This window comes from Amycolatopsis sp. PSD-21 (assembly GCF_055561455.1).
The window spans coordinates 6,585,892-6,599,608 of the sequence record NZ_CM145712.1 but is presented as its reverse complement, the minus strand read 5'-3'; the positions used below and the strand labels follow the sequence as shown (position 1 = coordinate 6,599,608).

The window sequence follows — 13,717 nt, the reverse complement described above, 5'->3', positions numbered from 1 at the left end:
CACGCCGGAGCCGCCGCCCCTCCTCAGCCCGCGAACACCGGCAGTGTGATCCGGGACGGCCGCGCGGGGTCGTGGAAGATCTCGAACCGCGCGGGTTTCCCGTCCACCGCGCTGAAAACCGGCTCGCCGGTGCCGTGGTTGCGGGCGAAGCGCGGGAACGCGCCGCCCGCGACCTGCACCCGCAGGCGGTGCCCGCGCCGGAACCGGTACGCCGTCGGGTCGAGCGAGATCTCGGCGGCGACCACACCGTCCACATCGGACTCCGGTGCACCGGGCCGCAGGCGGAGGATGCCGTCGGTGACGTTGCGGGAGACACCGCGACGGTCCACATCGCACAGCCGGACGAAGACGTCGCCGTGCCCGAGGCTCGTCCGCACGTGCACCAGCGCGGAGATCTCGCCGATGACGTCGAGGTCGCGTTCCAGCACGTCACCGGTGAACAGCAGCACGTCCGGCCGCTGTTCGACGACCTTGTTGTCCCGTTGTTTCTGCACGCCCGACAGCAGCGGGCCGCCGACGGTCGGCGTCGGATCGGCCGGGTCGAAGGTGAACGTGCCCGGTTCCGACTCGACGGGTTCCGCGGTGGAAAGCCCGCCGGGACGCAGGAAGTACGGGGTGGCGTCGGACTCCGGCGGCCAGCTTTCGAAGTCCAGCCAGCGTCCGGAGCCTTGGAGGTACAGGCGCACGGGCGACTGCCTCAGCGGCGCGCGATCACCGAGGAGGTGGGCGGAGAGGAAGCCGATCTGGTCGGTGATCAGGGTCTTCATGCTCGCGGGCTCGCCGTGCGCCCACGGCCCGATGGTGATCCGCGGTGCGCGCCCGGCCGCGGCGAGCTCCTTGAAGTCGCGCAGCTGGGCGGAGATGAACAGGTCGTACCAGCCGGTCACCATGGACACGGGGGTCTCCAGCGCGGCGACCCCCGCGCTGTGATCCGACGGCGCCCAGAAGTCGTCGCCGGGTTCGGCGTGCGCGGAGACGTCCTGCAGGAACCGCACCTGCTTGCCGATGGCCGCGACGTCGGCGCCCGAAACCGGCAGATAGGCCATGGCGCGGCGGGTCTTTTTCGTCTGCCAGGGATTCGGCAGGCCGGCGAACCGGCCTTCCTGGCGGCCGATCAGCGCCGACCACGAGACCATGTTGTCGACCGCGAGGATCCCGCCGGGATAGAACGTCGAGACGAATTCCGACGCGGTGACGCCGAGGCACAGCGCTTCGAGCGGCTCGTCGAGGTACGGCGCGACGGCCCACTGCGTGTGGCCGAGGTAGCTCGCCCCCGCCATCGCGACCCGGCCGTCGCACCACGGCTGCTCGCGCAGCCACGCGACGGTGGCGAGGCCGTCTTCCTTCTCCAGATGGAACGGCCGGAACTCGCCGCCGGAGCCGAAGGTCCCACGGGTGCTCTGGAGGACCGTCTGCAACCCGTGCCGCGCGAACGTCTCGCCGAAGACCTTGCCCATCACGCCCTTGCGGCCGTACGGCGTGCGGATCAGCACCACCGGCCGCGGCTCGTCGCCCGGCACGGCGTAGCGATCCGCCAGCAGCCGGACGCCGTCGGGCATCGGCACGGGGATCGCCTTGGTCACCGAGGGGGGAGGCCCTTCGGCGGGCGGGAGGCCGAGGTACCGGTCGAGGAGTCGGTCGAGCACGCTGGCCGCCTTTCGTGCGGAGGATCACCTTCCGCTTACGACCGTACCCCGCATGTCAGGAAAGGGTCTTTCAGGACGAATAATGTCCTGAAAGACCCTTTCCTGACACTGGCGCGGGGCGGACCGCCCGGTACCGCCCCGCAGGTCTCAGGAAAGCCGGGCGAGCGTCTCCGGCTTCAGCAGCTTCGCCAGCTCCTCGGCGGGCAGAAGCCCCTTTTCGACGACGAGTTCCGCCACCCCGCGCCCGGTCTCGAGCGCCTCCTTGGCGATCTCGGTCGCCGCCGCGTACCCGATCCTCGGGTTCAGCGCGGTCACCAGGCCGATCGAGTTCTCGACGTAACCCCGCATCACGTCCGCGTTCGCGGTGATCCCGGAGACGCACCGCTCCGCCAGCACGAGGCACGCCGACCGCAGATGCGTGATGCTCTCGGAAAGCGAATGCAGGATCAGCGGCTCGAACGCGTTGAGCTGCAACTGCCCGGCTTCGGCCGCCATCGTGACGGCGACGTCGTTGCCGATGACCTCGAACGCGACCTGGTTGACCACCTCGGGGATGACCGGGTTGATCTTGCCGGGCATGATCGACGAACCCGCCTGCACCGGCGGCAGGTTGATCTCGTTGAGCCCCGCCCGCGGGCCGGAGGACAGCAGCCGCAGATCGTTGCAGCTCTTGGAGAGTTTCACCGCGATCCGCTTGAGCACACCGGAAAGGTGCACGAACGCGCCGCAGTCCTGTGTCGCCTCCACCAGGTCCGCCGCCGAAACGACGGGCAGCCCGGTGATCTCGCGCAGATGCGCGACGGCGGCTTCGGCGTACCCGGGCGCGGCGTTGAGCCCGGTGCCGATCGCGGTCGCGCCGAGGTTGATCTCGTGCAGCAGCGTCACCGCTTCGGTGAGCCGAAGCCGGTCTTCGCCGAGCATGACCGCGTAGGTGCCGAATTCCTGCCCCAGTGTCATCGGGACGGCGTCCTGCAACTGCGTGCGGCCCATCTTCAGCAGATCGTGGAACTCGACGGCCTTGGCCGCGAAAGCCCGCTCCAGCACGACCATCGCCTCGGCCAGTTCGCGAACGGCGATGATCGTCGCGACGTTGACCGCGGTCGGGTACGCGTCGTTGGTCGACTGCCCGAGGTTCACGTGCTCGTTCGGGTGCACGCGGGCGTAATCACCCTTCTCGTGCCCGAGCAGTTCGAGCGCGCGGTTCGCGATCACCTCGTTGGCGTTCATGTTCGTCGAGGTGCCTGCGCCGCCCTGGATGACGTCGACGACGAACTGGTCGTGCAACGCGCCTTCGCGGATCTCGCCGCACGCCCGGCGGATGGCGTCGGCGACGTCCGGCTCCAGCAACCCCAGATCGGCGTTGGCGCGGGCCGCGGCCTCCTTGACCGAGGCGAGTGCTTCGATCAGATGCGGGTACGTGGAGATCGCGGTGCCGGTGATGGGGAAGTTCTCCCTGGCGCGCGCGGTGTGCACACCCCAATAGGCGTCGGCCGGGACTTCCTTGTCCCCCAGCAGATCGTGTTCCACGCGGTGCATCGAAGGCTCCTCAGGCGGCGAGGTCGGGTTCGGCCAGCGCGCCGGTCACGCGCAGGCCGGGGGTGGGTTCCAGCACGTCCGGGTCGACACCGCACAGCGCGAGCGTGGCGGCGAGCACCGGCCGCCGCGCGCGGTCGCCGCCGTCGGCGATCTTGATCGCGATCGCCGTCCCGTCCGGGAGGGCGGCGACTTGGACGGCTTCGAAACCGTCCTTGGCGATCAGGCCGGGCACCGCGCGCATGAGCGCGGTGACGTCGCGACGCGTGCCGGCGACCAGTTCCGGATGCTTACGGATCCCTTCGGCGACAAGACCTTCCGGTGTTCCCGGCGCCGCTGCGGCGATCTTGCCGACCGCACGGGCGAGCCCGCGCAGCGAGACCGCGAACAGGGGAGCGCCACAACCGTCGACGGCCACCTTCGGGATCCGTTGCCCGGTCAGGTCTTCGACGCATTCCGCGATCGCGCGCTGCAGCGGATGGCCGGGATCCAGGTAGTCCTTTGTGGACCAGCCGTGCAGACGGCAGGTCGCGAGCATGGCGGCGTGCTTGCCGGAGCAGTTGTGCGCCACCCGCGAAGCCGTCCGTCCCGAAGCGACCCACGCTTCGCGTTCGACCGGGTCGAACGGCAGGTCTTCCGGCGTCCGGAGGTCTTCCGTGGTGAGTCCCGCACCGTCGAGCGTCCTGCGCACCTCGGCGAGATGGATCTCCTCGCCGGAGTGGCTCGCCGCGCCGACGGCGAACCCGGCGGGGCTCAGATCGACGCCGAGCCGCGCCATCGCCGTGGCCTGCAAGGGTTTCGCCGCCGAACGCGGGTAGAACGCCGCTTCGATGTCGCCCGCGGAGAACAGCACACGGCCGCCGGGGGCGAGCACCACGGCCGAACCGTGGTGCACCCCCTCGACCATTCCGTCGCGGAGGAGATGCACCAGCGGTTCGTGCGCGGGGACGCGGATCTCCGGGATCACAGCTTCGTCTTCTCGAAGACGTCCATGTTGATCCGCTTGCGGACCCCGAACCAGCCCGCCACCAGCGCGAGCCCGATGACCGGAAGGCAGTACAGGGTGATCCGGCCGACCTCGTCGAAGCCCATGAGCACCACGACGGCGGCGAGGAAGATCAGCGTCGCGATCTCGGTGTAGGGGGAGAACGGCAGGCGGTACGACGGACGCTCGACCTCACCGAGCTTGGCCTTGCGCACGAACAGCAGATGCGAAAGCACGATGATCGCCCAGGTGCCGAGGATGCCGATGGCGGCGAAGTTCAGCACGATCTCGAAGGCCTGGCTCGGCACGACGGCGTTCAGGCCGACCCCGACCACGCAGACCGCGGAGGTGAGCAGGATCCCGCCGTAGGGCACGTGGTTCTTGTTCATCACGCCGGTGAACTTCGGCGCGGAACCGGCCAGCGACATCGAGCGAAGGATGCGGCCGGTGGAGTAGAGGCCGGAGTTGAGGCTGGACAGGGCGGCAGTCAGCACCACCAGGTTCATCACGTTGCCCGCCTGCGGCACCCCGATATGCGAAAGCACGGTGACGAACGGGCTCTCGTTCTTCGAGTAGGCGTCCCACGGCATCAGCATCGCCAGCAGGATCACCGAGCCGACGTAGAAGATCCCGATCCGCCACATGATCGAGTTGATCGCCTTGGGCATGATCTTGCGCGGGTTCTCCGTCTCGCCCGCGGCGACGCCGACCAGCTCGACCGAGGCATAGGCGAACACGACACCCTGGACGATCAGCACCATCGGCAGCACCCCGGCCGGGAAGATCCCGCCGTGGTCGGAGATGAGCGAGAAGCCCGGCGTGGTGCCGTCGATCGGCTGCTGCGTGACCAGCAGGAAGATCCCGATCCCCATGAAGGTCACCAGCGCGGCGACCTTGATGATGGCGAACCAGAACTCCATCTCGCCGAACAGTTTCACCGAGACCATGTTCAGCGCCAGCACCACCGCGAGCGCGATGAGCGCCAGCACCCATTGCGGGATCGGGGTGAAGAACGACCAGAAATGCGCGTACAGCGCGATCGCGGTGATATCCGCGATACCGGTCGTCGACCAGTTCAGGAAGTGCATCCAGCCCGCGACGAAAGCGCCCTTCTCACCCATGAATTCCCGGGCGTAGGAGACGAAGGCGCCGGAGGAGGGGCGGTACAGGATGAGCTCGCCGAGCGAGCGCACCACGAAGAACGCGAAGAGGCCGCAGACCGCGTACACGATCGCGAGGGCCGGGCCCGCCTGCGCGAGCCTGCCGCCCGCGCCGAGGAACAGGCCGGTCCCGATGGCGCCGCCGATCGCGATCATGTTGACGTGGCGGGGTTTCAGTGCCTTGTCGTAGCCGGCGTCACCGGCGTCGGCGGGCACCGGCGCGGATTTGCTGTCGTCCGCGCTGAGGGTCTGTTCGGTCACGATGTCAGTCGTCCTTGTTCTGCTGCGTCGTGTGGCCCGGCCGCACGATGGTGGTGAGCGCGTCCTCGACGTGTTCGAGATGGGAGGTCATCGCCGCGACGGCGTCGGCTTCGGAACCGGCGGCGATGGCGGTGACGATCTCACGGTGCTCGGTGTTCGAGCGGGTCCGACGGTCCCCCAATTGGTTGAGAAAGGACGACTGGCGGGCCAGCGCGTCCCGGATCTCTTCGATGACCTTGCCGAACACCGGGTTGCCCGAAGCCTGGGCGATGGTGATGTGGAACAGCGAGTCGAGCGCGACCCACGCGGTGTTGTCGGTTTCGACGTCCATCCGCTCCACGAGGTGACCGAGGAGGTCCAGGTCGTCGGTGCTGCGGCGCAGGGCCGCGTAGCCCGCGACAGGGATCTCGACGTGCCGCCGGACCTCGAACAGGTCGCGGGCCGAGTAGGTACCGAAGGTGGGGTTCTCGACCGGCCCGGTGGCGGTCACGAAGGTCCCTTTGCCCGTTTTGGACACGGTGAGCCCGAGTGCCTGCAGCCCCCGCAACGCTTCGCGGACGACCGAACGGCTGACCTCGAACTCCTTGCCGAGCGCGGATTCCGACGGCAGTTTCTGGCCGACGGGGTACTCGCCGCGCTCGATGGCGCCGCGGAGGTGGGCCAGAACGGCCTCCATCGCGCTGACGCGTCGTGGACCACCGTGTCCGGCTGTCTGGCTGTCAGACAGGTTCATGGGACGAGATCGTGCGGTCGGCCGCGACGCTTTGTCAAGCGTTCGGCCGAGTGCCCGGATCCAGCCTGCGAGGTGCGCTTCAGCGAGGTAAGGGGAACCCGTACAGGGCACCTTCGCGGGCACGGAGTTCCGTGAGGGCACCGAATTCCCGCGCGCAAGTGGCCAGTGTCACAAGGTCGGCGCGGGTTGGTCGTGAGTGGCGATTCGGGTTAGAACCCGAATCGCCACTCACGACCCGCGCGAGCTTCAGACGCGGCTGAGCGCGATCACCGGGAACGGCCGTGTGGTCTTCGACTGATGCTCCGCGAGCCGCGGGAACGCCTTCGCCTGCTTCGCGAACAAGCGGTCCCGGGCCGCTCCGGTGACTTCGATCGCCTGGGCGGTGAAGGCCTCTCCGTCCGCCTCGACGTCGACGGACGGCTTCGCGACCAGGTTGCGGTACCAGTCCGGATGCCGGGGCGCGCCCCCGTTGGCGGCGAAGACGACGTAGCGGTCGTCGTCGGCCAGGAACAGCATCGGCGTCACGTGCCGTCGCCCGGTGCGGGCACCGGTGGTGGTGAGCAGCAAGGTCGGGAGACCGTCGCCGTGGCGGCCGTTCGCGCGGAACTCCGCGATCACGCGCTCGTTCATGGCCTGTAGGTCGATCATCAACTCTCCGGGCGTTCGGTTGATCTTGGCGGCTGGCCAGTCTGCACATCCACGCCCAGGTCGGCAAGCATTTTCCGATCAGCGCTGCGCACGGCGCCGAAACTGTCGGTGCCTCCGCCGATACTCGTTCCGTGTCCCCCGTCAGCCGCGGCCGCAAGCCGGCCGAACGACCGAAGCACCAGCGCCCCCGCCGGACGCGTCCGCCCTTGGACGTGTCCAGGGTGGAGCGCTGGCCGAAGCTGCTCCACGGGCCGGTCGAGCTCTCGGGCTGTGTCGTCCAAGGCCAGGTGGATCGGGACCTGGCCGTCCTGGCCGCCACGCTGACCGCGGGCAAACGCTCGGTGGGTGTCGAGGTGGTGGTCGACGGTCGCGAGGTCGACGTGATCGAGCTCCATCCCGAACCCGAGGACGCCCTCGCGGTGCATCGCGGCGGCTTCGAGGTGATCGAGGCGCCGCTGAGCCCCGAGGAGTTCCGAAGCCAGGTCGAGGCGGCGTTGATCGTCGGGGCGGATTGCGCCGCCTGGATTCGGGAGAGGATTCCCGACCTCTTGAAGTTGGGGAGAGATCCGAGGCCCGATCTGCCGGAGCGCGCGGCCCAGCTGCGCCGGTGGCTCGGTCTTCCCGACTACGAACCGCTGCCGCGCATACCGTCGGCCGATCCGCTGCCGCTCGTCCTGCCACCGCCCGCGCCGGTCACCGGGCTCTGGCTGGCGGTCGCCCTGGCCGAGCCGGACGACGCGATCTGGCGGCGGCTCGAGGTCCGGTCCGACGTCACCCTCGCCGGCCTGCACCGCATCCTCGCGGCCGCGTTCGACCGGGACGAACGGGAGTATCGCCGGTTCGAGACCGCGTACGGAAGCTTCAGCGTCGACGCGCAGAGCTGCGAAGGCGACCGCTTCGACGACGAAGTGACACTCGGCCAGGTCGTCAGCTCGCCAGGCCACCGGTTCGTCTACGAGGCGGAGAGCTGGCGGCACTGGATCCGCGTCGAGCGGCGGGTCTCCCTCCCCGAAGCCCCGAGCTGCCTCGACGGTGAACGCGCCGCGCCTCCGCCGGAATGCGAAGACGAGCGGAGCTACGAGATGTTGCTGGAGGCACTGCGCGATCCGGACGACGAAGAGAACGAGGGCCTGATCGAGGAACTCGGCGGCCTCGGGTTCGATCCGGAGTGGTTCGACAGGGAGGTGGTCGACGAGCGGCTCGCCCGGCTGAGCTGATCCGGCGCCCCGATCGGGGGTAACCGAGGTCATCGCGAACCGCGCCGCGTCGGTGCTTGGCGGCGGCCGGACGGAGGGGGAGACTGACCCTCGCCGGGGTGCCATCCCGCCCGGGCGCCGTCGAGCCCCGGCGCATAAGGTGGGAGGACCGGCCCGCGTCAAGCAGCCAGGGATCCGTCTGCCTAGGGGAGGTTTTCGCTGGTGTCGAACGATTCCTTCGTCCACCTGCATGTGCACACCGAGTACTCGATGCTCGACGGTGCGGCGAAGATCGCCCCCTTGTTCAAGGAGGCGGCGCGCCTGGGCATGCCCGCGGTCGGGATGACCGACCACGGCAACATGTACGGCGCGGACGAGTTCTACCAGCAGGCGGTCAAACACGAGCTCAAGCCGATCATCGGCATCGAGGCCTACGTCGCGCCGGAGAGCCGGTTCCACAAGAAGCCGGTCTTCTGGGGCCAGTCGAACCAGCGCGGCGCCGACGAGTTCGGTGAGGGCGGTGACGTCTCCGGTGGTGGTGCCTACACCCACATGACGATGCTCGCCGAGAACTCCACCGGCCTGCGCAACCTGTTCAAGCTCTCCTCGCTCGCGAGCATGCAGGGCTACTACCGCAAGCCCCGGATGGACCGCGAACTGATCGCGGAGAACCACCACGGAATCATCGCGACCACCGGCTGCCCCTCGGGCGAGGTGCAGACGCGGCTGCGGCTGGGGCAGCGCACGGAAGCGATCCAGGCCGCTTCGGACTACAAGGACATCTTCGGCGCCGACAACTTCTTCCTCGAGCTGATGGACCACGGGCTGCCGATCGAGCGCTCGGTCCGTGAAGGCCTGCTCGAGATCGGCAAGCTGCTCGACCTCAAGCCGCTGGCCACCAACGACTCGCACTACGTCACCAAGGACCAGGCCGACACCCACTCCGCGCTGCTGTGCGTGCAGGCGGGCAAGACGCTGAACGACCCGAACCGGTTCAAGTTCGACGGCGACGGCTACTACCTGAAGTCGGCCGCCGACATGCGGGAGTACTGGGACAAGGAGGTCCCCGGCGCCGCCGACTCGACGCTGCTGATCGCGGAGCGCGTCGAGTCCTACAAGGACGTGTACACGCACAAGGACCGGTTGCCCTTCTTCGAGGTCCCCGAGGGCTACGACCAGGGCACCTGGCTGCGGGAAGAGGTCGCGCGCGGTCTCAAGTGGCGCTATCCGGACGGCGTGCCGGACCCGTACTACAACGAGCGCATCGAGATCGAACTCGACGTCATCATCGGGAAGGGCTTCCCCGCCTACTTCCTCATCGTCGCCGACCTCATCAACTACGCCCGCAAGGTCGGCATCCGCGTCGGCCCCGGCCGAGGTTCCGCCGCCGGCTCGCTGGTCGCGTACGTCCTCGGTATCACCAACCTGGACCCGATCCCGCAGAAGCTGCTGTTCGAGCGGTTCCTGAACCCCGAGCGCGTCTCGATGCCCGATATCGACATCGACTTCGACGACCGCCGTCGCGGCGAGATGATCCGTTACGCCACCGAGAAGTACGGCGTCGACAAGGTCGCACAGGTCATCACCTTCGGCACCATTAAGACCAAGGCGGCCATCAAGGACTCCGCCCGTGTCCACTTCGGCCAGCCGGGGTACGCGATCGCGGACCGGATCTCGAAGGCCCTCCCGCCGCCGATCATGGCGAAGGACATCCCGCTCTCGGGCATCGTCGACTCGAAGCACGAGCGCTACGGCGAAGCGGCCGAGGTCCGCGCGCTCGTCGAGACCGACGAGGAGTGCAAGACGATCTTCGAGACCGCGCGCGGTCTCGAAGGCCTGATCCGCAACGCCGGCGTCCACGCCTGCGCGGTCATCATGTCCTGCGACCCGCTGACCGACGCCATCCCGCTGTGGCAGCGCGACGACGGTTCGATCATCACCGGCTGGGACTACCCGTCGTGCGAGGCCATCGGCCTGCTGAAGATGGACTTCCTCGGCCTGCGGAACCTCACCGTCATCGGCGACGCGATCGACAACATCAAGACCAACCGCGGGATCGACATCGACCTCGACACCCTCGGCGTCGACGACAAGGCGACCTACGAACTGCTCTCCCGCGGTGACACGCTCGGCGTGTTCCAGCTGGACGGCGGCCCGATGCGCGACCTGCTGCGCCGCATGCAGCCGACCCAGTTCGACGACATCGTGGCGGTGGGCGCGCTGTACCGCCCCGGCCCGATGGGCATGAACGCGCACAACGACTACGCCGACCGCAAGAACGGGCGGCAGAAGGTCAAGCCGATCCACCCCGAGCTCGACGAGCCCCTGAAGGAGATCCTGGCCGACACCTACGGCCTGATCGTCTATCAGGAGCAGATCATGCACATCGGCCAGAAGGTGGCCGGGTACTCGATGGGCCGCGCGGACGTGCTCCGCCGCGCGATGGGCAAGAAGAAGCAGGAAGTCCTCGAGAAGGAGTTCGAGGGCTTCGAGGCCGGGATGAAGTCGAGCGACCTCCTTCCCGGCGGTTTCTCGTCCGAGGCGATCAAGGCGCTCTGGGACACGATCCTCCCGTTCGCCGGCTACGCGTTCAACAAGAGCCACGCGGCCGCGTACGGCCTGATCTCCTACTGGACCGCGTACCTCAAGGCGAACTTCACACCGGAGTACATGGCCGCGCTGCTCACCTCGGTCGGTGACAACAAGGACAAGTCCGCGGTCTACCTCTCGGAATGCCGCCGCCTCGGGATCAAGGTGCTCCCGCCGGACGTCAACGAGTCGGCGCTGAGGTTCGCGGCCGTCGGGGAGGACATCCGCTTCGGCATGGGTGCCGTCCGCAACGTGGGCGCGAACGTCGTCGAGTCGATCATCAAGACCCGCGAGGAGAAGGGGAAGTACTCCTCCTTCACCGATTTCCTCGACAAGTCCGAGCTGGTGGCCTGCAACAAGCGGGTCATCGAATCGCTGATCAAGGCGGGCGGGTTCGACTCGCTCGGCAACACGCGGCTCTCGATGATCCAGGTGCACGAGGACGCGGTCGAGGCCGTGGTCCCGCTCAAGCGCCAGGAGGCGATGGGCCAGTTCGACCTCTTCGGTTTCGGCGGGGAAGACGACGCCGAAGCCTCGGTGTCCTCTTCGCCGCTCGCACATCTGAAGTTCGGCGAAGAGGAGTACCCGCGCAAGCAGCTCCTGGCCTACGAACGGGAGATGCTCGGCCTCTACGTCTCGGCGCATCCGCTGGACGGCGCCGAACGCATCCTGCGCAAACACGCGCCGCGGCCGATCGCCGCGATCCTCGCCGACCCGCCGAAGGAAGGCGAGCTGGTCGTCTCCGGGCTGATCACCTCGCTGGAACGCCGGGTCAACAAAAAGGGTGAGCCCTGGGCGATCTGCACCATCGAGGACATGGACGCCTCACTCGAGGTGCTGTACTTCCCGAAGTCCTACGCGATGTTCTCCGCCGACCTCATCGAGGACAACGCGGTGCTGGTCAAGGGCCGGGTGAACTGGCGCGAGGACAAGATGTCCATCTTCGGCGGCGGGCTCGTGCCGCTCGATCTGTCCGAGGTCGGCAACGGCGACGACGATCTGCCGCTGGTGCTGCTGGCCGCGGCGGAGAAGATCGACCAGTCGGTGGTCAGCGAACTGAAGCAGACCCTGCTGGCGCACAAGGGTGAGACCCCGGTGCACCTCAAGCTGGTCGGCAAGAACCAGACGGTCTTCGCGCTCTACGACTATCCGGTCAAGGTGACGTCGATGCTGATCGGTGAGCTCAAGGGCATCCCCGGGATCGCCGCCAGCACCTGATGAACACCTCCGAACCCGACCCCCGGCGCTGGAAGGCGCTCGCCGTCACCCTCGCCGCCGGGTTCATGGGGCTGCTCGACGTCAGCATCGTCAACACGGCGCTGCCCTCGATCCAGAAGGACCTCGGCGCGTCGAGCGGCGGGATTCAATGGGTGGTTTCGGGCTACGCGCTGGCTTTCGGGCTCGTGCTGGTGACCGGCGGCAGGCTCGGCGACGCGCTCGGCCGCCGTCGCATGTTCCTGTTCGCGCTCGCCGGGTTCGTGTTGACCAGTGCGTTCGCCGGCGCGGCGCCGGACGAGACGACGCTGATCATCGCGCGGCTCCTGCAGGGATTCGCCTCGGGCATGATGACGCCGCAGAACAGCGGGATGATCCAGGATCTGTTCCGCGGCGCGGAACGAGGCCGCGCGTTCGGCATGTTCGGCGCCACCGTCGGGATCTCGACCGCCGTCGGGCCGGTGCTCGGCGGCGTGATCCTCGCCGTCTTCGGGGATCCGGAAGGCTGGCGCTGGGTCTTCTACGTGAACGTGCCCATCGGGATCCTGGCGTTCGCGCTGGCCCTGAGATGGCTGCCGAAAGCGGAGGCCCCGGCGAGAAGCCTGCGAGGTGAGATCGACTTCGTCGGCATCATGCTGCTGGGTGTCGCCGTTCTCGGTGTCCTGCTCCCGTTGATCGAATCCGAACAGGGCGGGCTCAGCAGCCTGTGGTGGCTGTTCCTCGTCGCGGTGGTCTTCGGTTTCGCCTTCGTGCGCTGGGAACGCTCGATGGTGCGGCGCGGCCGTCCACCGCTGCTGGACACCCGGCTGTTCACCGGAACCCCGGGCTACGCGACGGGTGCGGCCGTCGGCGCGCTGTACTTCAGCGGGTTCACCGGGATGTGGCTGGTCTTCGCCATCTTCTTCCAGCAGGGCCTCGGTTACACGCCCCTGCAATCCGGGCTCGCCGTCACCTCCTTCGCGCTCGGCTCGGCCGTGTCGGCGGCGATCGCGGGACGGCTGGTGCCGAAGTGGGGCCGCAAACTCACCGTCACCGGGCTGGTGATGGTGATCGCCGGGATGGTCACGGTCGCCGTTCTCGCCGGTCAGGACCTCGGCGCCGCGGCGGGCTGGTGGTTCGCCCTGCCACTGCTCGTGGCCGGAGTCGGTGGCGGCATGGTCATCTCGCCCAACACCACGTTGACGCTGGAATGCGTCCCGACGTCGATGGCCGGTGTGGCCGGGGGAGCGCTGCAGACCGGGCAACGGATCGGCACCGCGATCGGCACGGTCGTGCTGGCCTCGGTCTTCCACGCGGTACTCGGTGCGAACGGCGGCTATCCGTGGGCGCTGACCGCCGCGATGCTGTGCGCCGCCGTGTTGACGAGCTCGGCACTCCTACTCGCCGTGATCGAACTCCGCGCACGCCGGAAGCGTCGCGTGCTCACTGAGCGGGAGGAAGCCGAGCGGGCCGCCGCCGACAGTCAACGCGGCTGAGTCTTCCGGGCGGCCGATGACTACGTTCGGCAAGACCGGATGCTCCATCCGAGTGACTGAGGTCGTCATCCCCTGGTGCTACTCAGAGCAACCGGGTACACCTAACGGAGCCTTCACCGCTGTGCGTTGGCTACCGACAGTGGTATTTCTGTCGATCGATCGGGGATGGATCGATCGGCGGGAGCGATCGTGGTGAGTCCGGAGTTCTCAGGAATGGACACCCGCGGTCACGAGCCGGTGGACAGTCGTCGGCGTCCGCGGGGGACCGTTCGGCGG

At 68.3% G+C, this 13,717-nt stretch carries 9 protein-coding genes; 3 read left to right on the top strand and 6 right to left on the bottom strand.

Annotated features, from left to right (window positions below; translation table 11 throughout):
* Nucleotides 1-23: 23 nt before the first annotated feature.
* The 6 genes from ACZ1DY_RS30840 to ACZ1DY_RS30815 all read right to left on the bottom strand — a co-directional run bounded on the left by ACZ1DY_RS30840 (nucleotide 24) and on the right by ACZ1DY_RS30815 (nucleotide 6,966).
* Entirely contained in the window at nucleotides 24-1,646 is a 1,623-nt protein-coding gene (locus tag ACZ1DY_RS30840; protein ID WP_465481741.1) for a CocE/NonD family hydrolase, read from the bottom strand.
* Between the two features lie 147 nt (nucleotides 1,647-1,793).
* The gene (gene aspA / locus ACZ1DY_RS30835) at nucleotides 1,794-3,182 is read right to left on the bottom strand and encodes an aspartate ammonia-lyase (RefSeq protein ID WP_126735997.1); all 1,389 of its coding nucleotides are present in this window, start codon (nucleotides 3,180-3,182) and stop codon (nucleotides 1,794-1,796) included.
* Between the two features lie 10 nt (nucleotides 3,183-3,192).
* Nucleotides 3,193-4,146 (bottom strand): asparaginase, encoded by a 954-nt coding sequence (locus ACZ1DY_RS30830; RefSeq protein ID WP_465481740.1) that lies wholly within the window; start codon nucleotides 4,144-4,146, stop codon nucleotides 3,193-3,195.
* Entirely contained in the window at nucleotides 4,143-5,585 is a 1,443-nt protein-coding gene (locus ACZ1DY_RS30825) for an amino acid permease (RefSeq protein ID WP_257485299.1), read from the bottom strand. The genes ACZ1DY_RS30830 and ACZ1DY_RS30825 overlap by 4 nt, the downstream gene beginning before the upstream one ends.
* A 4-nt stretch (nucleotides 5,586-5,589) precedes the next feature.
* Nucleotides 5,590-6,261 carry a FadR/GntR family transcriptional regulator gene (locus tag ACZ1DY_RS30820; protein WP_126736085.1) on the bottom strand — a complete coding sequence of 224 codons (672 nt, stop codon included), beginning with the start codon at nucleotides 6,259-6,261 and terminating at the stop codon, nucleotides 5,590-5,592.
* A 303-nt stretch (nucleotides 6,262-6,564) separates the two neighbouring features.
* Nucleotides 6,565-6,966: a nitroreductase family deazaflavin-dependent oxidoreductase gene (locus ACZ1DY_RS30815; protein WP_257485300.1), complete on the bottom strand. Its 402-nt coding sequence runs from the start codon at nucleotides 6,964-6,966 to the stop codon at nucleotides 6,565-6,567.
* Nucleotides 6,967-7,097: 131 nt separating this feature from the next.
* Between ACZ1DY_RS30815 and ACZ1DY_RS30810 the strand changes: the two genes are divergently transcribed.
* From ACZ1DY_RS30810 to ACZ1DY_RS30800, 3 genes are all read left to right on the top strand, one after another.
* Entirely contained in the window at nucleotides 7,098-8,183 is a 1,086-nt protein-coding gene (locus ACZ1DY_RS30810; RefSeq protein WP_465481739.1) for a plasmid pRiA4b ORF-3 family protein, read from the top strand.
* Between the two features lie 201 nt (nucleotides 8,184-8,384).
* Nucleotides 8,385-11,969 (top strand): DNA polymerase III subunit alpha, encoded by a 3,585-nt coding sequence (gene dnaE, locus ACZ1DY_RS30805; protein WP_257485302.1) that lies wholly within the window; start codon nucleotides 8,385-8,387, stop codon nucleotides 11,967-11,969.
* Complete coding sequence (locus ACZ1DY_RS30800) at nucleotides 11,969-13,441, top strand: MFS transporter (protein WP_465481738.1); 1,473 nt, start codon at nucleotides 11,969-11,971, stop codon at nucleotides 13,439-13,441. Before dnaE ends, ACZ1DY_RS30800 begins: the two co-directional genes overlap by 1 nt.
* Nucleotides 13,442-13,717 lie beyond the last annotated feature (276 nt).

What these genes read in the sequence shown, in the direction of transcription:
- ACZ1DY_RS30800 (WP_465481738.1), top strand. Translation starts at nt 11,969, where the DNA reads ATGAACACCTCCGAACCCGACCCCCGGCGCTGGAAGGCGCTCGCCGTC.
- ACZ1DY_RS30820 (WP_126736085.1), bottom strand. Translation starts at nt 6,261, where the DNA reads ATGGAGGCCGTTCTGGCCCACCTCCGCGGCGCCATCGAGCGCGGCGAG.
- ACZ1DY_RS30815 (WP_257485300.1), bottom strand. Translation starts at nt 6,966, where the DNA reads ATGATCGACCTACAGGCCATGAACGAGCGCGTGATCGCGGAGTTCCGC.
- aspA (WP_126735997.1), bottom strand. Translation starts at nt 3,182, where the DNA reads ATGCACCGCGTGGAACACGATCTGCTGGGGGACAAGGAAGTCCCGGCC.